Here is a 19,238-nt window from a genome sequence, read left to right on the forward strand (position 1 = left end):
GCTCGCCGTAACGGTCTTACCGGCTGCCAGGTTGGGGCCTGCCGCTGAGGCCGGCAGAACCGGTCCGGCCAGAACGAGCAGGCCGGCCGCGAGCATGGCCGCGACCAGCCGTAAAAGGTGGTGCTTGTTATTCATCGCGTTCGCTAACTCTCGTCAGGGACCAAGGGGAGCGGTGCGGAGAGTCCACCGCTGGGTGCTGATCTCAACGCAAAGGCTGGAAAGCGCTGGTTGTCGCCGCTCAGGGCGGCGATCGTCCGCGCAATGCCGTAGCCGACATCACCTGCGGCCTCCATGGGGAGATGGGGGCGGGGCGAGTGCACGGACGCGGTGCGCTCCAGACAGAACTTGCGAATTATGGAGAGAAGAGAACGGATAATTGCAAAATTCTTACAGGACGTTGGCCAAAGGTTACATACGTGCTACGGCCTCGTCAACGGGTTGAAAGCAGCTTTCCCCTTCGGCTCGACCTCATATGTGACAGAGGGTCATGGGCGGCGTGAACGCCTTCATGAAATGCGGCCATAAATCCAGTTATTTGCTGATGAAGTGCCCTGGGCCGATGCGCATGATCGCCCAGCGGGCGAAATGTCAGACGCCCTTGATATCCCTGGTACGGCCGGCCGGCGAGTAAGGGGGCGCTTTGATCACCGATGCCACGGGCGACCTGCTCCGCGACGACGCCCAGGCGCTCGTCAACGCCGTCAACACGGCGGGTGTCATGGGCAAGGGAATCGCTCTGCAGGTCAAACGTGCCTTCCCCGACGTGTTCGCCGCCTACGCCGACGCATGTGCGAAGGGGCGGGTTCAGGTGGGCCGCGTCTTTCCCGTACGGCTGGGCGACGGCGATCGGTGGGTGCTGAATTTTCCGACCAAACGCCACTGGCGGCGGCCGTCCCGGCTGGAGGACGTCGAGGCGGGGCTGGACGACCTGGCCCGGCTCCTCGTCGACCTCGGCATACGAAGTGTGGCGATCCCCGCGCTGGGCTGTGGCCACGGCGGGTTGTGCTGGTCCCAGGTCCGGCCGCTCATCGTCGCGAAAGTCGGCCATCTCGACACCGACGTCCGGCTCTACGGGCCCGTCACTTCGCCGTCCGAGGGGCGCCGCGACGGCCGGCCCCGTTGACCAGTGCCGGCCTGGCGCGCGATCCAGTGCCCGCACCGCCGGTGAAGGCGTTACGCCCGATGAATCTTGCGTGACGCGCATCTTTGCCGATCGCGCAACTTCGGTTAGGGTGATGGTGTGAGCACAGAGGACGGCGCCCGGATCGGGTTGCGCGAGCGTAAGAAACGCGAAACCAGGGCGGCGCTCAGCTGGGCCGCCGTGCGTCTGGCCGTCGAGCGCGGGTTCGACAACGTCCGCGTGGACGACATCGCCGAGGCGGTCGGGGTGTCTCCGCGCACGTTCAACAACTACTTCTCCAGCAAGGCCGAGGCGATCGTCGCGCGTCACCTCGACCGGTGCCTGCGCGTCGCGGAGGAACTGCGCCGCAGGCCCACGACCGAGCCGCTCTGGGACTCCATCACCCACGCCGTGCTCGCCCAGTTCGCCCTCACCCCCGAGATAACGGCGAATCCTCCGATGGCCGACGCTCAGCAGTGGGTCGCCGGTGTCCGGCTGATGGTCGCGGAGCCGGCGATGCAAGGCGAGTTTCTGCGCGCCGGCGCAATCGCCGAGGAGGAACTCGCCGTCGCCGTGGCCGAGCGCACCGGCACCGACGCCGAGCGCGACCTGTACCCGCGGCTCGTGGCCGGCGCGGTCATGGCCGCCACCAACGCGGCCATGCAGCACTGGATGCGCGCCGACCCGCCCATGGAACCCCTGGGAATAGCGCCGCTGTTGTCGGAGGCTTTCGCCCAGTTCGCCGCTGGTCTGCCGACGCCCTAACCCGTTCACCACCTGTCCTGTTCAACCCGGCGCCGCCGGGTCTGTTCACCATGCCTGCCGAACTTGGAGGACATTGCCATGCCCATCGATGTCGTCATCGTCGGCGCCGGGCCCAACGGCCTCATGCTGGCCTGCGAGCTGGCGCTGGCCGGCGTCCGGCCGCTCGTGCTGGAGCGGCTTTCCGAACCGTCCACCGAGCAGCGGGCCAACGGGCTCGTCGGCCAGGTCGTGCGGATGCTCGACCGGCGCGGCCTGTACGAGCGGCTCAGCGGCGGCATCACACCGCCGCACCCCGTACCTCACTACATGTTCGGCGCGTTTCCGCTAGACCTCGCATCCCTGCCCGGCAACCCCGTCTATCTGCTGATGGCGCCGCAGCGCCGCATCGAGCAGATGCTGGCCGAGCGGGCCTCCGAGCTCGGCGTCGAGGTCCGGCGTGGCCACGAGGTGACCGGGCTCGCCCAGAACCCCGACATGGTCACGGTCGAGGTCGCAGGCCCGGCTGGGCCGTACCGGATCGAGACCCGGTTCCTGGTGGGAGCCGACGGAGGGCACAGCGTCACCCGCAAGCTCGCCGGGATCGAGTTCCCCGGCGTGACCACCGACCGCACGGTCTCCCGCACCGCCCACGTCAGCCTGCCGGCCGAGCTGATCGACCCGGTCGGGGGCGGTCTGGCCGTTCCCGGGTACGGCACCGTGCCGCCGTTCATGCACCACCGCACCGAGCGGGGGCTGATCGCGTACGCGCCGTTCCCGAGCGGCCCGCCGGCGGTGACGACGATCGAGCTGCGCACACCCGATGACCGCCTGAACCAGCCGCTCACCATTTCCGAACTGCGGGAGAGCGTCCGGCGGGTGCTGGGGGCCGACGTCCCGCTCGGCCCGCCGGAGGGGGAAGGGCCGCACCTGATGCGGCGGCTTGCCGGCGGCAACACCCGGCTGGCCGACCGGTTCCGCGAAGGCCGTGTGCTGCTGGTCGGAGACGCCGCCCACGTGCACTCGGCGATCGGCGGGCCCGGGCTCAACCTGGGCCTGCAAGATGCGATCAACCTGGCTTGGAAGCTCGCCGCCGAGCTGAACGGGTGGGCGCCGACGGGACTGCTCGACACCTACGAGTCCGAGCGGCGGCCGGTCGGGCGACGCGTGACCATGCACACCCAGGCGCAGTCCGTGCTCATCGGCCCCGGCGGTGAGGTCACCGCACTGCGCGAGCTGTTCGGCGAGCTGCTGGCCGACCGTCACACCGTACGGCGTCTTGCGGACCTGGTGGCGGGAGCGGACATCCGCTACGACATGGGCCCGGCCTCCGGGGACGCCGGCGCGCACGCCCTGACCGGCCGCTGGGCGCCCGACCTGGTGCTGCACACGGAGACCGGCACGGTGCGGCTCGCCGAGCTGACCCGTACGGCCCGGCCGCTGCTGCTGGACCTCACCGACGGCGGGACGCTCGCCGGAGAGGCGGCGCCGTGGAGCGACCGGGTCGACGTCGTGACCGCACGATGCGACGACCCGGACGTCGCCGCGCTGCTCCTGCGGCCGGACTGCTACGTCGCCTGGGCGTCGGCGTCACCGCGTCCCGACGGCCCGCAGCGCGAGGGGCTGCGGTCCGCCCTCACCTGCTGGTTCGGGCATCCGGGAGACGCGGCCGAGGCCGGAAGCCGATCGGCGGGCGGTGTGCCGGCCTCTCGTTGATCGCCCACGTCACGTCAGCTTCTCCGCACGGGTCGCCCCAGGGGCCGGGCGAGGCGTGTGCTTGTATGGCCGCCGGTTGCCAACTCTGAATCGTTTGCCCTACAGTCCAACCAGCTTCTACGCGCGTGTAGAAGTTGGTTGTGTCTCGGAGGCTCACCGGCTCCTGGCCGCATCTGCTGATCGAGCGTTTCACCACGCCCCACGGGCCAGCACCAGAGAAGACGACCTATGCGCTTTTCCAGGCGCCGTGCGCTCATGCCGGCGGCCGCTCCCCACCGGATCACGATCGTTTCCGCGAGTGTGGGCGCCGGGCACGACGGTGCGGCCGCCGAACTGACCAGGCGGTTGCAGGCACGAGGATTCGGAGTCGACCGCTACGACTTCCTCGACCTGCTTCCGTTCCGGCTCGGAAGGCTGCTGCGGCGGATGTACGCACTGCAACTGCGGGCCGCGCCGGGAAGCTGGGGCTTCCTGCTGGACGCGGTGGAACGCTGGGCCGTGATGGAGGTGGCCGTACGCGGGCTGGCGAGGCTGGCCGCGCGCCGGACGGCGGCCGTGGCAGGACCGGACACCGTCGCGGTCGTGTCGACATATCCGCTGGCCAGCCAGGCGCTGGGCGGGATGCGGGCGCAGGCGTCGCTCCGGGTGCCGGTGTTCACCTATCTGACCGACCTGTCGGTCCACCCGCTGTGGGTCGCGGACGGGGTGGACGCGCATGTGGCGCTGCACCCTGTGGCGGCGGCACAGGCGCAGCGGCTGGGCGCACGCGACGTCCAGGTCACCGCCCCCGCCGTCGCACCCGCTTTTCGCGCGGCGGAGTCCGCGCTGGAACGGCACGCCGCCAGGCTGGCGTTCGGGCTGCCCCCGGACCGCCCGCTGGCGCTGGTGGTCGCCGGCTCCTGGGGGGTGGGCGAGGTCGGCCAGACCGCCCGCGACATCGCCGCGCACACGCCGGCTGTTCCCGTCGTCGTCTGCGGGCACAACGCGGGGCTGCGGCAGGCGATCGAACGGCGGGGAGACGGGATCGCGCTGGGCTGGGTGGACGACATGCCGGCCCTGCTGCGCGCCTGTGACGTCGTGGTCCAGAACGCCGGCGGGCTGAGCTGCCTGGAGGCGATGGCGACCGGGCTGCCGGTGATCAGCTATCGGTGCCTGCCGGGGCATGGCCAGACCAACGCCGCCGCCCTTGAGGAGGCCGGCTGGGCCCCCTGGATTCACCGGCCGGAAGACCTTCCGGATGCCCTGCACGCGGCACTCCACCCATCCGACGGGGCGGCCGGTCCGCTGCCTGCCGCCGGGATCCGGCTGGGCCCCGACCCCTCGGCGATCATCGCCGACCTCGTTTGTGACAGGGCGGGGATACGGATCCCGCGGCCGTTGAAGCCGCCGGCCGGCCGGGATCTGCGGTCGCCGGAGACGATGCCGTCCGCGCTGGGAGCGCGGTGATGCTCGGCGTGGCCCGCATCTGCCTGGAGGCCACCGCCGTGAGCGCGACCGCGGTCGCCGCGCACGCCGGTCCCGCGCTCACCTCGGTCGCGCCGCTCCGGCGGCTGCTGCTGCCGCGGCTGTCGGGAGTCGGCGACCGCGGTCATGTGGCGCTCAGCTTCGACGACGGGCCTGATCCGCACTCCACGCCTGCGTTCGTGGAGGCGCTGGCCGAATACGGCGTGAAGGCCACCTTCTTCCTGCTCGGCCGGATGCTGGAGGCCGCGCCCGAGCTGGGGCGTGAGCTGCTTCAGGCCGGGCACGAGGTGGCGGTGCACGGCTGGGAGCACCGGCCCATGCCGCTGCGCGGACCGCGTGCCACCTTCGCCGACCTGGCGCGGGCCACCGACCTGATCGCCTCGGTCACCGGTGAGGCGCCTCGCTGGTACCGGCCGCCGTACGGCGTGCTGACCGCGCCCGCGATGAGAGCGGCCCGGCGGCTCGGCCTCACCCCGGTGTTGTGGACCAACTGGGGGCGCGACTGGGCCGGCGGCAGCACCCCCGAGTCGGTCCTGGCCACGGTCACCCGCGACCTGAGCGGCGGTGCGACGGTGCTGCTGCACGACTCCGACTGCACGTCGGCCCCCGGCTCCTGGCGCAACACCCTGGGTGCGCTGCCTGCCCTGCTGGAAGAGATCGACCGGCGAGGCCTGACCGTCGGGCCGCTCCGCGACCACGGGCTCGACCGGTAACGAGCCGCTGCGTCGCCCGTAAGTGTGATCCACCATGCGCCGGGGGTAGGTTTGGCCGTTATTGCTGGGCCTGAAAGCTATTGGTGGAGGTATGCCGGAAGTGGTGTCGTCCTTGCTGGTCGGCCGGTATCAACTGGACGAGATGATCGGCCGCGGCGGGATGGGCGAAGTGTGGCGGGGCCGGGACCTGCAGGCCGGCCGTCCGGTGGCGGTCAAGATGCTGGTGTCGCAGGCGGCCGAGGTCGGGGGGCGGGAACGGTTCGCCCGCGAAGTGCACGCCGTCGCGCGAATCGTGCATCCCAATGTGGTGACGGTGCTCGACGTGGGCGAGCAGGCAGGGCAGCCGTTCCTGGTGATGGAGCTGCTGACCGGTCGCAGCCTCGCCGCCGAGCTGGCCGAGCGGGGCCGGTACGCCGTAGCCGAAGCGTGTGACCTGATGAGCCAGGCCGCCGCCGGGCTGGAGGCGGCTCATCGCGTGGGCGTGGTGCACCGCGACGTCAAACCGGCCAACCTGCATCGGACCGCGCAGGGCGTGCTCAAGGTGGTCGACTTCGGGGTGGCGCACGTGTCGAGCGAGGCGGCGCGGCTGACCATGGTGGGCACCGTGGTGGGCACCGCGGCCTATCTCGCGCCCGAGCAGATCGCCGGTCGTGGCGGGGAGCCGGCCTCCGATCTGTACGCGCTGGGTTGCGTCCTTTACGAGCTGCTGTGCGGACAGCCGCCGTTCGTCGGACCGGTGCCGCAGCTGATGTACCAGCACATCCAACAGCCGCCGGTTCCGCCCAGCCGCCATCGGGCGGACATCCCGCCGGAGCTGGAGGGACTGATCATGGCGTTGCTGGCCAAGGAGCCCGGCGCCCGGCCCGCAAGCGCCGGAGTGGTCCGCCAGGTGCTCGACGCGGTCGTCCGGTCGGCGGCGACCGGCGGTGGCCGGCGCCCGGGCCTGTCGATGCCGCCGGCACCGCCGGCTCGTGGAGGGGACACCGCGCTCCTCGATGCGCCGCCCGTCGGCCTGCCTCCCACACCGCCATCTCTCACACTGCCAGCTCCCGCACCGCCGTCGAGGGGACGGCGACCGCTCGTCCAGGTCGTGGTGGCCGTGGCGGCGGTGGTGGCCGTCGCGTCGGTCGCGGTGGCGTTGTCCACGGGTTCGGGCGAATCTCCGCCCTCGGCGGCGCCCTCCGTGGCCGCCTCGGAGCAGGCGACGACCACCCCGCCGGCCACGTCCGAGTCCGCCACATCCGAGCCCGCCACTGCACCGTCGACGCCTCCGCCGTCGCCTGAGGGATGGCTGGCCGACCTCGATCGCGCCGTGCTCGCGCAACAGGCGCAGGGCGGCATCGATCCCGATCTGGTTCACTCGATCCGCGAGAAGATCCAGAAGGCGCTTTCGGAGGACAAGGGGAAGGGCAACCGGGCGCCGAAGCAGATAAGGGACCTGCGCCGTGATCTGACCGATGCACAGCGGAAGGGGAAGATCGCGGCCGGCGGCCCGCTGAGCACATTCCTGAACGCATCAGGCCTCAGCGGCGACGGAGGCGACGACGAGGACGAATAGCTCGTCTCCCACAGGTCGTCCCGTGCCCCCGGCCGCACGACCGCGAAGCCGGGGAGAGGAACTGTCTCTTGGCATGCGCGCGGGCCGCGGTTACCGTCCGGGTAAGAGCGAGCCCTGGAACGCGTCCACGAGGAGACTCGATGATCGCCAGCTCGGACAGCGTGTTCCGTAGTCGTTCCTCATCCCCGGCGGCCTTCGGGAGCAGTTTGGCCGCCCTGGGCCGCGAGCAGCCGGTCGTCCACGACGAGTTCATGGCCGCGCCCCTTGTGCTGCGCCACAGGGATGTCTCGGCGGCTCTGCGCGACACGGCGACCTTCGGCAACCAGTTGTACGGCGTGGGCCCGATGAGCTCGTCCATGATCGCCCTCGATGGGGCGGAGCATAACCGCCAGCGCCGCATCCACAATCGGTTCTTCAGCGCGGTGGCCAGCGCCAGATATGCGAGCATCGTGGCGCCGATCGCCGAGCGCACATTCGGCGCGCTGGCCGCGAAGTCCGAAGCGGACCTCGTCGAGGACGCGGGGGCCCGGTATCCGATGGAGGTCTTCCTCGGACTCCTCGGCATCCCCGACGAGCTCGGCGACCAGGGACTGCAGTGGGTGCGCACCATCGTCACCTGGCTCGGGTCGCCCATGAACGAGGAACTCGCCGGCCCCGGCCGGCAGGCCTTCGCGGACCTCGAGGCCTACACCAGGCAACTGGTCGAACGAGAGCGGCGCAACCCGGGCGACAACCTGCTGGGTGAGGTCATCCGGGCCTACCTCAGCGAAGACGCCTACTCACCGGAAACGGTCGCGATCGCCCTCATGGGCCTGCTGCTCGGCGGCTTCGAGACGACCATCCAGATGTTGTCGGCCACCATCGCCTCGCTCCTGCTCAATCCGGAGTCGCTCGAACGGGTCCGCGCCGACTCCGGCCTCGTCGACGCCGCGATCGACGAGGCCTTCCGATGGGCCAACCCGTCGGCCGGGCTCTACCGGTTGGTGCGGCAGGACACGCGGATCGCGGGAACCGACATGCCCGCAGGGAGCATCGTGTATCTCTGCATCGCGGCCGCGCACTTCGACGAGCAGGCCTACCCGGATGCCGGGCGCTTCGACGTGGATCGGCGCGGCGGGCATCTCGGATTCGGTCTGGGACCGCACTTCTGCGTGGGAGCGCCGCTGGCCCGCATCGAGGTGCGGGCCGCGCTCACCGCGCTCCTCGCCGCCTGCCCGGGCATGCGCCTGAACCCCGGCTCCCCGCCCGAGTTCTACTACGGCGCGCGAGGCTTCGTGCAGCACGGCACGGACACGCTTCGCGTCCTTCTCGACCGCCGATAACGCGGCCGGCCACCGCTTTCACCTCGTGACCCGTACGCCCGGTCTCTCCGGCGTCTACCCGGCGGGCGTGTAGCTCCGTCCGCATGGGGTGCGGTCACCCCTGCGCGTCGTCCTGCCCGTCTGTTTCAGGAAATTTCCCGTTACGTCGCCGTTGACAGAAGGTCGCTCCGCTGCCAAAGTCACCAAGTGACTAGTTCACTTGGTCGTTACGAGTTGGAAACAGGGGAAACATGGCGGAGTACGACGCTCCGGTCTCCCCGTCGGTGAGGCCCAGCCTGACCGACGGATTGATGACCCAGATCTTGGAGATCATCAGGCAAGGGCACCTGCGCCACGGCGACGGGCTGCCGACGGTCCGGGAGCTGGCGAAGCGGTTCTCCGTCACGGCTCCGACCGTCCGGGAGGCGCTTCGGGGCCTCCAGGCGACGGGAACGGTCGAGTTGCGGCACGGCTCCGGTGTCTACGTGGGAGCCGGTGCTTCCCGGATGGTCCTCGCCAATCCCCATACGACCGGGATCACCACGGAGGCCACCCTCCAGCTCGTTGAGGCCCGGTTGATGATCGAACCGACCATCGCCATGCAGGCGGCGCTGCACCGCACCCCGGAGAACCTCGACCGGCTGCAGGCGGCGCTCGCGACGGCGCTGCAACCGCGCGACGACGGACAGCCCGAGGCGCGGCTGAACTTCCACCGCGAACTCGCCGCGTCGTCGGGCAACACCGTCATCTACGAGGTGATCGACTCGCTGCTCGCCGTACGCAGACGGGAGCAGCGGGAGGTGCGGCGGGTCTACGACCACCGGGCCGACTACGACCAGCACGTCGCCATTTTCGAGGCGGTGGCCGGCCAGGACGCGGAGCGGGCAGGCGAGCTGACCCGCGCGCACCTGATGGAAATTCGCAACGCGGTCGCCTCGCGCCTGTCCTGACATCGGGCCGCCCCCGGCTTCTGTGCTCACGGGCGTGTCCGGCTGTATCGAGAAGACTGGAGAAACACAGTGCAAGGGGTAGGGCCGCAGCAGCAGAGTCGCACTCGGGGGAGCGGTTACCTTCTCGCCGAGATGACCTGGCCCGAGGTGGAAGCCGCCCGCGAGGCGGCGCCGCTGGTGATCGTGCCGCTCGGCTCATGCGAGCAACACGGCCGCGGCATGGCCCTGCAGACGGACACGGTCCGCGCTGTCGAGATGGCCAAGCTGGTCGCCGAACGGATGGCGCCGCAGGCGGTGATCGCGCCGGAGACGACGGTCGGCCTGTCGGAGCACCACATGGGCTTTCCCGGCACGATCACGCTGACACCGCAGACGTTGCAGCAGGTCATCTACGAAATCGTGCACAGTCTGTACCGCCACGGCTGGCGCAAGGTGTTCCTGCTGAACGGACACGGTGGCAACAACGCGGTGGTCGACATCGCCTCGATCCGGATCCGTACCGACTTTCCTGACATGCACCTGGCCTCCAGCGGCATCTCCGCCCTGGTGCCGGATGTCATCAGCCAGGAGGGAGTCAGCGAACTACGCGGTCATTCGTGTGAGGTGGAGACCTCACAGGCCCTCTATCTGGCGCCGGAGCTGGTGCGTAAGGAGAGCCTGGTCCGGGGCACGGATCGGCGCGCGGACCTCGACGCGGCGGGCCGGCTCAGCCGGATGCACTCCGCGATCCACTTTCCCCAGCCCTACCACCGGCTCGACCCGAACGGCGCCCTGGGTGACGCCACCGCGGCGAGCGCCGACTTCGGTGAGCGGCAGGTGTCGGCCGCCCTCGACCGTCTCACCTCGTTCTTGGAGCAGTTCATCGCCCTGCCCCTGCCGGATTCCGGCTCGGCGTCCGGCCCCCGATCCCTCTGAACATCGGCCTGTTCTACGCAGAAACCCTCCGTTCGACACATCAAGGAGCCACCATGCCCCCCGCATCCGTACGCGATAGACGCCGGACCTCCTTACGGCTGGCCACGGTAGCCGTGGCGGTCGCGCTGGCCGGCACGGCCTGCGGCGGCACCGGCGCCACCGATGCCGGCACGCAGAGCGGCGCCGGCTTGGGGCTGATCAAGCCGGGCATCCTGTCCGTCGCCTTCCGCACCGACGACAAGCCCGCGTCGTTCCTGCAGGACGGCAAGGCCACGGGCATGTACGTCGACCTCATGGATGAGATCGCCAAGCGCATGGGACTGAAGGCGACCTACGTCTCCAGCGACTTCGCGAGCCTGCTCCCCAGCGTGCGCAACCACCGGTACGACACCGCCGCGTTCGGCGTGCTCGTCACGCCGGAGCGGGAGGCCGTCACGAACTTCACCGCCGCGGTTTCGTACGGCGAGGCGCAGCTGATCTCCCTCAAGAAGTCGCCGCTCGCGGCCATCAAAGACTCGGGGGGCAAGACGGTCGCCATCACCCGCGGGAGCGCGCTCATCCCGTTGCTGCAGAAGACCGCTCCCACGGTGGTCATCAAGGAGTTCCCGAACATCGCGGCGAGCGCGAACGCCCTGACCGCGGGTCAGGTGGACGGGCTGTTCTCCGGCACGGCCACCGTGCGCGAGTTGCTCGCACAGCATGACGACTTCACCGCCTCTGAGGTGATCACGTCGGGCAAGACCGCGTTCCCGGTGGCCAAGGACAAGCAGAAGCTCCTCGACGCGGTCAACAAGAACCTCGACAGCATGATCGAGGACGGCACGTACGCCCGGCTGTTCTACAAGTGGAACCCGGCGGACGCGCAGATCCCCGAGGAACTGGTCGCCGAGCATCCGGGCATGCCGACGACCGCACCCGCCGGGGCCGCATCGTCCACGGCGCCCTCCTCGAGCTCGTAGGAGGCCGCAGATGTTCGACGGGCTTCAACGCGTGTGGGAGACGTTCTTCGACCTCGACCTCATCGGGCAGACGCTGCCGACATTGCTGCGGGTCGGCCTGCTCAACACGCTGCTGCTTGCGGTGCTCGCCAGCTTGATCGGCGTCGTGGTCGGCGTCGTGATCGCGGCCGGGCTGATGTCGTCCAAGGTGGCGGTCCGCCTGCCGTGCCGGGTGTACGTCGACGTCCTGCGCGGCCTGCCGCACATCCTCACCGTGTACCTGGTCGGCCAGGGGCTGCCGCTCGCCGGCGTCACCCTGTTCGGTGAGAACACATACGGATATGCCGCGCTGGCGATCGGGCTGCTCGAAGGGGCCTACATGGCCGAGATCTTCAGGGCGGGATTCCAGAGCGTCGAGAAGGGACAGATCGAGGCGGCCCGCGGCCTCGGCCTTTCCCACCTGGAGACGCTGCGGTTCGTGGTCTTCCCGACCGGCGCCCGTCGTGTCCTGCCGCCTTTGACCGGGCAGTTCATCCTCGTCATCAAGGGCACTGCGCTGGTCTACCTCCTCGGCCTGACGGCCGGGCAGCGGGAGATGTTCGCGATCGCACAGGACACGGCGGTCCTCCACGCGTCGCTGTCGCCGCTCGTCGCGGCGGGCCTCCTCTTCCTGGCGATCACCGTGCCGATGACGTACGCGGTCAACGCCTGGGAACGGCGGCTGCGGGAGGGGCGGCAGGACATCGCGGCCGACACCGCGAGCGACAGCGCGAACGACAGGGACCGGGCGCTCGCCCCTCAAGGCACGGGATGACCCCATGACGACACAGACCACATCGCAGACCCCCACGGCCCGCGGCACCTCGGTGACCTTCGAGCACGTGAACAAGAGATTCGGGCGGACGCAGGTCCTCCACGACATCTGCCTGCAGGTTCCCGGCGGTCAGACCACGTGCATCGTCGGCCCCTCGGGCTCCGGCAAGTCGACTCTGCTGCGCTGCACCAACCGCCTCGAGGAACCCGACGAGGGCAGAGTGCTCCTCGGCGACACCGAGGTGACCGACCGGTCGGCGAACATCGACGCGGTCCGCGCGCGGGTCGGCATGGTCTTCCAGAACTTCAACCTTTTCCCCTACCGCACCGCGCTGGACAACATCACGCTCGCGCTCCGGCGCGTACGCAAACTGCCGGCGGAGGAGGCGGCCGAGCGGGCCCGCGAGCAGCTGGCGTCCGTGGGCCTGGCCGGCCTGGAACACCGGAGGCCGGCACAGCTGTCCGGCGGCCAGCAGCAACGCGTGGCGATCGCCCGCGCCCTCGCGATGGAACCAGAGGTGATGCTGTTCGACGAGGCGACGTCCGCGCTCGACCCCGAGCTGGTCAAAGGCGTGCTGTCCATCATGCGCGACCTGGCCGGACAGGGAATGACGATGATCGTGGTGACGCATGAGATGCGCTTCGCCCAAGAAGCCGCCGGACAGGTCGTCTTCCTCGACCACGGCAGGCTGATCGAGAAGGCTGCTCCCGACAAGTTCTTCGGCGCGCCCGAAAGCCCGCGACTCCAGGCGTTTCTGAGCGCGGTCACCTGACACCGCCGCTCCTCGCACCCCCCACCCGCAAACCTTCGACAGAAGGCTGGTTCAGCATGCGCAAACACACCCCCAAACTCCTGCGCGCCACAGCGTTGGCGGCGCTCGCCGTGTCGCTCGTCGGGGCGCCGGCCGTTGCCGCCGTGACGCCGGCGTCGGCGGAGCCGGTACGGCAGTCAAGCCCGCGCGGCCATCAGTCCGGGATCGTCGACCACCAGGTCCCGACCCGCGGCTGTTCGCGACAGCTCACGGGAGAGCCCGGCGTGTCGGAAGAGCGCACCATCGTCTCCGGCGGCGTGACCCGCTCCTACGTCCTGCACCTTCCCGCGGGCTACCGGCCCACCAAGAAGACGCCGCTGGTCATGGCATTCCACGGCCGCAAGGGCAGCGGCCAGCAGATCGAGGGCTTCTCCGGCATCTCGGCGCTCGACGCGATCGCCGTCTACCCGCAGGGCCTGATAGGGGAGGGCGACCACACCGCGTGGCAGGGCGCCCCGTACGCGTCAGGCGCCGACGACGTGCTGTTCGTCAGCGACCTGCTCAACGAACTGCAGAGCACCCTCTGCGTCGACCCGGCCCGGATCTACGTCACGGGAAAGTCCAACGGCGGCGGCTTCGCCGGCGTCCTGGCCTGCCGTCTCTCCCGCCGGATCGCCGCCGCCGCACCGGTCTCGGGCGCCTTCTACCAGGCCGGGGAGGAGAACTGCGCACCGCGGCGGGCCGTACCGATCCTGGACTTCCACGGCACGGCCGACTCGATCGTCGACTATCTGGGTGAGCCCGAGGACGGCCTGCCCCCGGTGTTCGACTGGACCGCCGCGTGGGCCAAGCGCGACGGCTGCGACGACACCGCGCAGACGATCGTCGCCAAGGACGACATCACCGCCTTCCAGTGGACGGGCTGCCGCGCCCATTCGGAGGTCGTTCACTACCGCATCGAGGGCGGCGGCCACACCTGGCCGGGTGAACTGGCCGACAGTGGCCCCGGGCACGTCACCAAGACCATCTCCGCCACCGCGGTGATGTGGGACTTCTTCAAGGCGCACCCGCTGCGATGAGCATCCGAGGCCGAGAGGTGACGGTCTGAACCACTTCGGCGGAGGCGGCTTTCGTCACGGAGGCCGCCTTCGTCGACGCTCACGGAGCAGGCCGGCCAGGCCGTACGCGAGCGGGGCCGCGTCGCTTAACGCGGCGCGCATGAACGCTTTATGTCGGCTTTACGCCCACCCATGTTTGTTAGACCGTTTCGCCGTGATCGGCAAGGTCGTGTTCACGGCGTGCCCATCGTGGTGCGCCAGTGTTCCTGCGTTCGTATGTAACGAAAGGGACATTGTGGACACTTCCCACAACAGCGAGGAAAAGCCCAGCCGGCTTTCCCGCCGCGGCGCTCTCGGCCTGCTTGGATCGGTCGGCGCCGGTGCCGCCGCCATCCCGATGCTCTCCGCCAGCCCCGCCGCGGCGGAGACCGGGTTCGACGCTCCCGCTTTCATCGCGACCCCCGACAGCGCCAACGCGTCGCCGGTGCAGGGTCTCCACCTCACCTTCGGGGCCGACCCCAGCACCCAGATGGTCGTCTCGTGGATCACGGACGGCGTCGTGAAGAAGCCCCGCGTGATGTACGGCACGCTGGAGCACGGATTCGGCTCCCACGTCGACGCGACCACGCGCACCTACGTCGACGGCAAGTCGGGCCGGACCGTCTACGTCCACCACGCGAAGCTGAACCGGCTCAAGCCGGCCACCGACTACGTGTACATGGTGACGCACGACGGCGCCTCGCCGGACAGCGCCATCTTCAGGACCGCGCCGCGCGGCCGCGTGCCGTTCACCTTCACCAGCTTCGGCGACCAGGCGGCCCCGCAGGTGACCTGGGGCTCGGACGGTTCGGTGACGCTCGACAACAACTCCACGGCGGCGAGCAAGGACATCGTGACCGGCATCGAGCAGGTCGCGCCGCTCTTCCACCTGCTCAACGGCGACCTGTGCTACGCCAACAGGGACGTCGACCGGGTCCGCACCTGGAACAACTTCTTCACCAACAACACTCGGTCGGCCCGCTTCCGTGCGTGGATGCCCGCGGCCGGTAACCACGAGGTCGAGTCCGGCAACGGCCCGATCGGACTGGGTGCCTTCCAGACGTACTTCGAGCTGCCCGACACCGAGTCGGATGCCGAGCTCAAGAACCTCTGGTACGCGTTCACCGCCGGCTCGGTCCGGGTCATCGTGCTGCAGAACGACGAGGTCGCGCTCCAGGACGGCGGCGACTACTACATCCGCGGCTACTCCGGCGGCCGCCAGATGGCCTTCCTGGAGCGGGAACTGAAGGCCGCGCGGTCGTCGCGTGACATCGACTGGATCGTCGTCGCCATGCACCAGGTGATGGTGAGCTCCTCCGACGCCAACGGCGCCGACCAGGGGCTGCGCCAGGCGTACGGCCCGCTGTTCGACAAGTACCAGGTCGACCTCGTCGTCTGCGGTCACGAGCACAACTACGAGCGGTCGCTGGCCGTGCGCGGCGTGGTGAGCGGCAGTGAGACGCTCACCCCCAACCCGGTGTCCAGCCGTACCGACATGATCGACACCTCGCAGGGCACCGTGCACATGATCCTTGGTGGCGGCGGCGTGTCGGGCACGACCAACCAGACGTTCTTCAAGGACGGCACCGCCAAGGTCATCCACGACGTGCAGATCGGCAGCAACGGCAGGGGCTCCTCGGTCTACGTCAAGGAGGAGGCCGTCTGGGTCGGCGTCCGCGACATCGACCACCCGTACGGATTCGCGGCGTTCGACGTCGACCCGGGCCGCCACCCCGGCGACACCACCAGCATCAAGGTGACGTACTACAACGTCAACAAGCCGAACGGCGACCTCTCGATCTTCGAGCAGTTCGTCCTGTACCGCAAGCGGTCCGACGGCCATCGCTGAGCCGTCGTAGGTTCGCCGGGTCGTGTGCGCGGCCCGGCGGACTTTGTGTGACGGCGGCCACGGGCCGCCGTCACACCCGTTGTCCCAGCCGATCCGGCGGTGGTGTGGGCGGTGGCGCGGCCCGGGTGCGACCCGGCTCGTGCCGCCACGTGCCGAACGCCGCCGCGGTGGCGGCGATCACGGCCGTTCCGAGCAGGGTCCCGGCGACCACGTCGCTCAGCCAGTGAACCCCGAGCGCGATCCGTGTGTAACCGACCGACAGGGCCAGGAAACACGCGAGGGCCCAGGCGACGCGCCGGCCCCACCGGGGCAGCATGGGCGCCACGACCAACACGACGACCCCCACGCCGAGCGTCGCGTTGAGCGCATGGCCCGAAGGGAAGGACTCGCCCGGTGCGAAGGCGACCGGGTGGGGCAGGTGGGGCCTGGCACGGCCGACGACGACCTTGAGCGCGCTGCCGAGCAACCCGCCCGCGGCCATGGTGGCGAGCGCCCACACGGCAAGCCGGTGCGCTCCGGTGCGCAGCAGCCATACGGCGAGCGCGGTGACCACGATGCGCCACGGCCAGGGTCCGAAAAGATCCGTCCACACGATGAGCAGCCCGGTCACGCCGGAATGAGTGACCGCGTAGTCGTGCAGCGTCTCTGCGGTCCGCACATCAAGCCGGCCTACGGTGAATCTGAGGATGACGAGCAGCAGAGTGAACGGGATCATGACGTGCGGTGCTCCCGTTCTCTGTTTGTCCATGCCCATTGACCAGCGGCGATGCCGATTGTAGAGGGTCGTGCGGGCATCGCAGGGTGTGGTGGGATGCTCCGTACCGCCGCGTGTTGTCGGTGGCCTTGCCTACTGTGGGGGCGGCACAGGATCCGCATCGAGCATCAAGAGGTTTCCATGACGACCCTGCCCGATCGCCCGAACACGGCGTTACTCGTCATCGACGTGCAGAACGGCGTGGTGGCCGGCGCCCACGACCGCGACGGCGTGATCGCGAACATCAACACCCTGGTCGGCAAGGCTCGTGCGGAGGACGTGCCCGTGGTGTGGGTGCAGCACTCCAGCGACGAGTTCCCGATGGGCAGCGAGACCTGGCAGTTCGTGCCGGAGTTGGTCCGCCACGATCCCGAGCCTCTCGTCCACAAGACCTACGGTGACTCGTTCGAAGACACCGACCTGGAAGATGTGCTGGCCGGGCGCGGGGTGGGCCGGCTCATCGTCACGGGCGCCCAGACCGACGCGTGCATCCGCTCGACTCTCCACGGGGCCATCGTCCGCGGGTACGACGCGACGCTGGTCGGCGACGCGCACACGACGGAGGACCTCAGCGCGTACGGCGCGCCGAGCCCGGACCAGGTGATCGCGCACACCAATCTCTACTGGCAGTGGCAGAGCGCACCCGGTCGCCGCGGTGGCACGGTCAAGACGGCGGAGGTGGACTTCGGGGACGCAGGCTGAGCCGTTCAGGAGAGCAGTCCGAGCACCTGCTCCGACGTCAGGCAGCCGGCGGTCGCCAGGTCCAGGTTGGCCAGTGACGCGATATGCGCCTCGTCGGTCGCGGCCGTGACGCAGTCGCTGACCGTGTGCACGGTGAAGCCGAGGTCGGTGCCGTGCCTGGCGGTCTGCTCGACGGTGAGGTTGGTGGCGACTCCGGTCACCAGCAGCGTGCCGATTCCGCGCTCGGCCAGCCATTGCGGGAGGCGGTTCCCGGCCAGGCCGGACAACTTCTGGTTGTCGACCACCTGGTCGGGCTCGGCCGGCTCGAGCATCTCCGGGATCAGCTGTGCCCCCGGAGCATCCGGCCGGAAGGCCTCCTGCGCGTCGCCGACGGCATTCATGAAGCCCGTGTTGCGGACCAGCTCGCCTTCTCCCTCAGGGACGGTGAACCGGGTGAAGACCACCGGCACTCCCGCGGCGCGAACGGATCGGTGGAACCGTACGGCGCGTTCCACGACGCCGCTGCGCGCGACCGGTTCGGCGAGCATCGCGCCGAAGAACCCCTCGGGTTTGATGACGTTCACCTGCCAGTGCAGGGCGAGAACGGCGGTAGTGCGCGGGTCGTAGCTCATGGTCATGATCCTGCCGCATCTGCATCGTGGCCAGGTGGAAAATCCGCTTCCTTCAGGAGCAACCCGCGCAAGAGTGCTCACGACAAATGGGATGCCTCGGAGGGTGGCTCCCGCCTAGGGTCCGGGGCTATGAGTGCAGGGCGTGAGGCCGAGCAGTTGCGCGTCATCGCCGAGGTCGTGGGGATCGCCGCGGAACGCGGCATCGAGGTCTGGCTTCGCGGAGGCTGGGCCATGGATTTCTACCTCGGTGAGATCACGCGTGATCACCGGGACGTCGACTGGTTCGCCTGGGCTGAGGACGCGCAGTCTCTTGCCGGAGAGTTGCTGAAGCGCGGTTACGAGCCGCTGCCCGGTCCGCCGCCGGAACAGCAACTCGACTTTCTCCGTGACGGTGTCGACGTGAGCTTCGCTCTCCTGGCCCGAGACGAAGTCGGCCGCGTGGTGGTCGGCGGCGGTCCCTGGAGGGGCGAGCCGTGGCCGGAAGGCATGCTCGACGGGCCTCCCGGCCGCCTGGGCCGGCTACGGTGCGCCATCGTCAGCCCGGAGGCCCAGATCGAGATCAAGCAGATGATGCCGGTCTGGGTTCCGGGCATGCCGCGCCGGGCGAAGGACGCCGACGACATCGCCCGGCTGCAAGCGGCGTTGCGCGACAGGGACGGCATCGCCTGATACGGGTTGCCGCTCGGGCTGATCTGACGGCAGTGTTGCCCGACGTGATCGAGCTTCGTGTGGTGACGCAGGAAGACTGGGCCCTTTGGCGGCGGCTTCGCCTTTCCGCGCTGGCGGAAGCGCCCCACGCCTTCGTCTCACGCCTGTCGGACTGGCAGGGAGAGGGAGACCGTGAGGAACGCTGGCGTGCCCGGCTGGCCATCCCCGGGTCGCACAACCTCGTCGCCGAGTTGGACGGGGAACCGGTCGGGATCACCAGCGGCGTCCCGGGTGAAGGAGCCGGCGTCGCGACGCTGATCTCTATGTGGGTGAGCCCGCAGGCCCGGGGTCGTGGCGTGGCCGACCGTCTGATCGGCGAGGTCGAGCGGTGGGCCCTGCAGACCCGGGCCGAGGTGCTCAAGCTGGCCGTGACGCCGGGAAACGAGCACGCGATCGTGCTCTACCGCCGTAACGGCTTCGACGACGCCGGAGAACCCGGCGATCTCATGCCCGACGGCTCGGGACGAGAACGGGTCTTGTCGAAGAAGCTCCGCTGACCGACGGAAAGTTCGGCGGCGGTTCTCCGCCCGCCTCTG

19 protein-coding genes are annotated in these 19,238 nt (G+C 69.7%); 17 read left to right on the forward strand and 2 right to left on the reverse strand.

All coding sequences use genetic code 11. The features are described from left to right. The first annotated feature begins 640 nt into the window (after positions 1 to 640). The 14 genes from Pth03_RS19005 to Pth03_RS19070 all read left to right on the forward strand — a co-directional run bounded on the left by Pth03_RS19005 (position 641) and on the right by Pth03_RS19070 (position 15,927). Complete coding sequence (locus Pth03_RS19005; protein WP_203945657.1) at positions 641 to 1,123, forward strand: macro domain-containing protein; 483 nt, start codon at positions 641 to 643, stop codon at positions 1,121 to 1,123. A gap of 117 nt (positions 1,124 to 1,240) precedes the next feature. Continuing rightward, on the forward strand, positions 1,241 to 1,885 hold the full coding sequence (locus Pth03_RS19010; RefSeq protein ID WP_239119169.1) for an acyl-CoA-like ligand-binding transcription factor: 645 nt from the start codon (positions 1,241 to 1,243) through the stop codon (positions 1,883 to 1,885). A 78-nt stretch (positions 1,886 to 1,963) separates the two neighbouring features. Further along, a complete protein-coding gene (locus Pth03_RS19015; RefSeq protein ID WP_203945658.1) occupies positions 1,964 to 3,577 on the forward strand; it encodes an FAD-dependent monooxygenase in 1,614 nt (537 codons plus the stop codon). Positions 3,578 to 3,805: 228 nt separating this feature from the next. Continuing rightward, positions 3,806 to 5,023 (forward strand): glycosyltransferase, encoded by a 1,218-nt coding sequence (locus Pth03_RS19020; protein ID WP_239119170.1) that lies wholly within the window; start codon positions 3,806 to 3,808, stop codon positions 5,021 to 5,023. Further along, positions 5,023 to 5,754, forward strand: coding sequence for a polysaccharide deacetylase family protein (locus Pth03_RS19025; protein WP_203945659.1), 732 nt, complete (start codon positions 5,023 to 5,025; stop codon positions 5,752 to 5,754). Before Pth03_RS19020 ends, Pth03_RS19025 begins: the two co-directional genes overlap by 1 nt. A 91-nt stretch (positions 5,755 to 5,845) precedes the next feature. Then, the gene (locus Pth03_RS19030; protein ID WP_203945660.1) at positions 5,846 to 7,312 is read left to right on the forward strand and encodes a serine/threonine-protein kinase; all 1,467 of its coding nucleotides are present in this window, start codon (positions 5,846 to 5,848) and stop codon (positions 7,310 to 7,312) included. Positions 7,313 to 7,452: 140 nt separating this feature from the next. Beyond that, entirely contained in the window at positions 7,453 to 8,634 is a 1,182-nt protein-coding gene (locus tag Pth03_RS19035; protein ID WP_203945661.1) for a cytochrome P450, read from the forward strand. A gap of 230 nt (positions 8,635 to 8,864) precedes the next feature. Next, on the forward strand, positions 8,865 to 9,563 hold the full coding sequence (locus tag Pth03_RS19040) for a FadR/GntR family transcriptional regulator (protein ID WP_239119171.1): 699 nt from the start codon (positions 8,865 to 8,867) through the stop codon (positions 9,561 to 9,563). A gap of 132 nt (positions 9,564 to 9,695) precedes the next feature. Continuing rightward, entirely contained in the window at positions 9,696 to 10,478 is a 783-nt protein-coding gene (locus Pth03_RS19045) for a creatininase family protein (RefSeq protein WP_203945662.1), read from the forward strand. Between the two features lie 53 nt (positions 10,479 to 10,531). Next, positions 10,532 to 11,437, forward strand: a complete 906-nt coding sequence (locus Pth03_RS19050) for a substrate-binding periplasmic protein (protein ID WP_203945663.1) — start codon at positions 10,532 to 10,534, stop codon at positions 11,435 to 11,437. Between the two features lie 10 nt (positions 11,438 to 11,447). Further along, positions 11,448 to 12,230: an amino acid ABC transporter permease gene (locus tag Pth03_RS19055; protein ID WP_203945664.1), complete on the forward strand. Its 783-nt coding sequence runs from the start codon at positions 11,448 to 11,450 to the stop codon at positions 12,228 to 12,230. A gap of 4 nt (positions 12,231 to 12,234) precedes the next feature. Further along, complete coding sequence (locus Pth03_RS19060) at positions 12,235 to 13,002, forward strand: amino acid ABC transporter ATP-binding protein (RefSeq protein WP_203945665.1); 768 nt, start codon at positions 12,235 to 12,237, stop codon at positions 13,000 to 13,002. 56 nt (positions 13,003 to 13,058) lie between these two features. After that, positions 13,059 to 14,060, forward strand: a complete 1,002-nt coding sequence (locus Pth03_RS19065; protein ID WP_203945666.1) for a CE1 family esterase — start codon at positions 13,059 to 13,061, stop codon at positions 14,058 to 14,060. Positions 14,061 to 14,334: 274 nt separating this feature from the next. Further along, the gene (locus tag Pth03_RS19070) at positions 14,335 to 15,927 is read left to right on the forward strand and encodes a purple acid phosphatase family protein (protein ID WP_239119172.1); all 1,593 of its coding nucleotides are present in this window, start codon (positions 14,335 to 14,337) and stop codon (positions 15,925 to 15,927) included. Between the two features lie 70 nt (positions 15,928 to 15,997). Here the strand turns inward: Pth03_RS19070 and Pth03_RS19075 are convergent, their stop codons facing one another. Next, complete coding sequence (locus Pth03_RS19075) at positions 15,998 to 16,642, reverse strand: phosphatase PAP2 family protein (RefSeq protein ID WP_239119173.1); 645 nt, start codon at positions 16,640 to 16,642, stop codon at positions 15,998 to 16,000. A gap of 180 nt (positions 16,643 to 16,822) precedes the next feature. Between Pth03_RS19075 and Pth03_RS19080 the strand changes: the two genes are divergently transcribed. Further along, on the forward strand, positions 16,823 to 17,383 hold the full coding sequence (locus Pth03_RS19080) for a cysteine hydrolase family protein (RefSeq protein ID WP_203945668.1): 561 nt from the start codon (positions 16,823 to 16,825) through the stop codon (positions 17,381 to 17,383). A gap of 5 nt (positions 17,384 to 17,388) precedes the next feature. Here Pth03_RS19080 and Pth03_RS19085 read toward each other — a convergent pair whose 3' ends face one another. Next, positions 17,389 to 17,994 (reverse strand): cysteine hydrolase family protein, encoded by a 606-nt coding sequence (locus tag Pth03_RS19085; protein WP_203945669.1) that lies wholly within the window; start codon positions 17,992 to 17,994, stop codon positions 17,389 to 17,391. A 129-nt stretch (positions 17,995 to 18,123) separates the two neighbouring features. Here Pth03_RS19085 and Pth03_RS19090 point away from each other — a divergent pair, with 129 nt between their 5' ends. Both Pth03_RS19090 and Pth03_RS19095 read left to right on the forward strand, forming a co-directional pair. Then, complete coding sequence (locus Pth03_RS19090; protein ID WP_203945670.1) at positions 18,124 to 18,663, forward strand: nucleotidyltransferase domain-containing protein; 540 nt, start codon at positions 18,124 to 18,126, stop codon at positions 18,661 to 18,663. Positions 18,664 to 18,707: 44 nt separating this feature from the next. Next, on the forward strand, positions 18,708 to 19,199 hold the full coding sequence (locus tag Pth03_RS19095) for a GNAT family N-acetyltransferase (RefSeq protein WP_203945671.1): 492 nt from the start codon (positions 18,708 to 18,710) through the stop codon (positions 19,197 to 19,199). Positions 19,200 to 19,238 lie beyond the last annotated feature (39 nt).

It is taken from the genome of Planotetraspora thailandica (assembly GCF_016863335.1).
GTDB lineage: Bacteria > Actinomycetota > Actinomycetes > Streptosporangiales > Streptosporangiaceae > Planotetraspora > Planotetraspora thailandica.

Coding starts and splice junctions, on each gene's coding strand:
- Pth03_RS19035 (WP_203945661.1), top strand. CDS start 7,453: ATGATCGCCAGCTCGGACAGCGTGTTCCGTAGTCGTTCCTCATCCCCG.
- Pth03_RS19015 (WP_203945658.1), top strand. CDS start 1,964: ATGCCCATCGATGTCGTCATCGTCGGCGCCGGGCCCAACGGCCTCATG.
- Pth03_RS19040 (WP_239119171.1), top strand. CDS start 8,865: ATGGCGGAGTACGACGCTCCGGTCTCCCCGTCGGTGAGGCCCAGCCTG.
- Pth03_RS19045 (WP_203945662.1), top strand. CDS start 9,696: ATGACCTGGCCCGAGGTGGAAGCCGCCCGCGAGGCGGCGCCGCTGGTG.
- Pth03_RS19050 (WP_203945663.1), top strand. CDS start 10,532: ATGCCCCCCGCATCCGTACGCGATAGACGCCGGACCTCCTTACGGCTG.
- Pth03_RS19055 (WP_203945664.1), top strand. CDS start 11,448: ATGTTCGACGGGCTTCAACGCGTGTGGGAGACGTTCTTCGACCTCGAC.
- Pth03_RS19080 (WP_203945668.1), top strand. CDS start 16,823: ATGACGACCCTGCCCGATCGCCCGAACACGGCGTTACTCGTCATCGAC.
- Pth03_RS19065 (WP_203945666.1), top strand. CDS start 13,059: ATGCGCAAACACACCCCCAAACTCCTGCGCGCCACAGCGTTGGCGGCG.
- Pth03_RS19060 (WP_203945665.1), top strand. CDS start 12,235: ATGACGACACAGACCACATCGCAGACCCCCACGGCCCGCGGCACCTCG.
- Pth03_RS19085 (WP_203945669.1), bottom strand. CDS start 17,994: ATGAGCTACGACCCGCGCACTACCGCCGTTCTCGCCCTGCACTGGCAG.
- Pth03_RS19020 (WP_239119170.1), top strand. CDS start 3,806: ATGCGCTTTTCCAGGCGCCGTGCGCTCATGCCGGCGGCCGCTCCCCAC.
- Pth03_RS19075 (WP_239119173.1), bottom strand. CDS start 16,642: ATGATCCCGTTCACTCTGCTGCTCGTCATCCTCAGATTCACCGTAGGC.
- Pth03_RS19025 (WP_203945659.1), top strand. CDS start 5,023: ATGCTCGGCGTGGCCCGCATCTGCCTGGAGGCCACCGCCGTGAGCGCG.
- Pth03_RS19090 (WP_203945670.1), top strand. CDS start 18,124: ATGAGTGCAGGGCGTGAGGCCGAGCAGTTGCGCGTCATCGCCGAGGTC.
- Pth03_RS19030 (WP_203945660.1), top strand. CDS start 5,846: ATGCCGGAAGTGGTGTCGTCCTTGCTGGTCGGCCGGTATCAACTGGAC.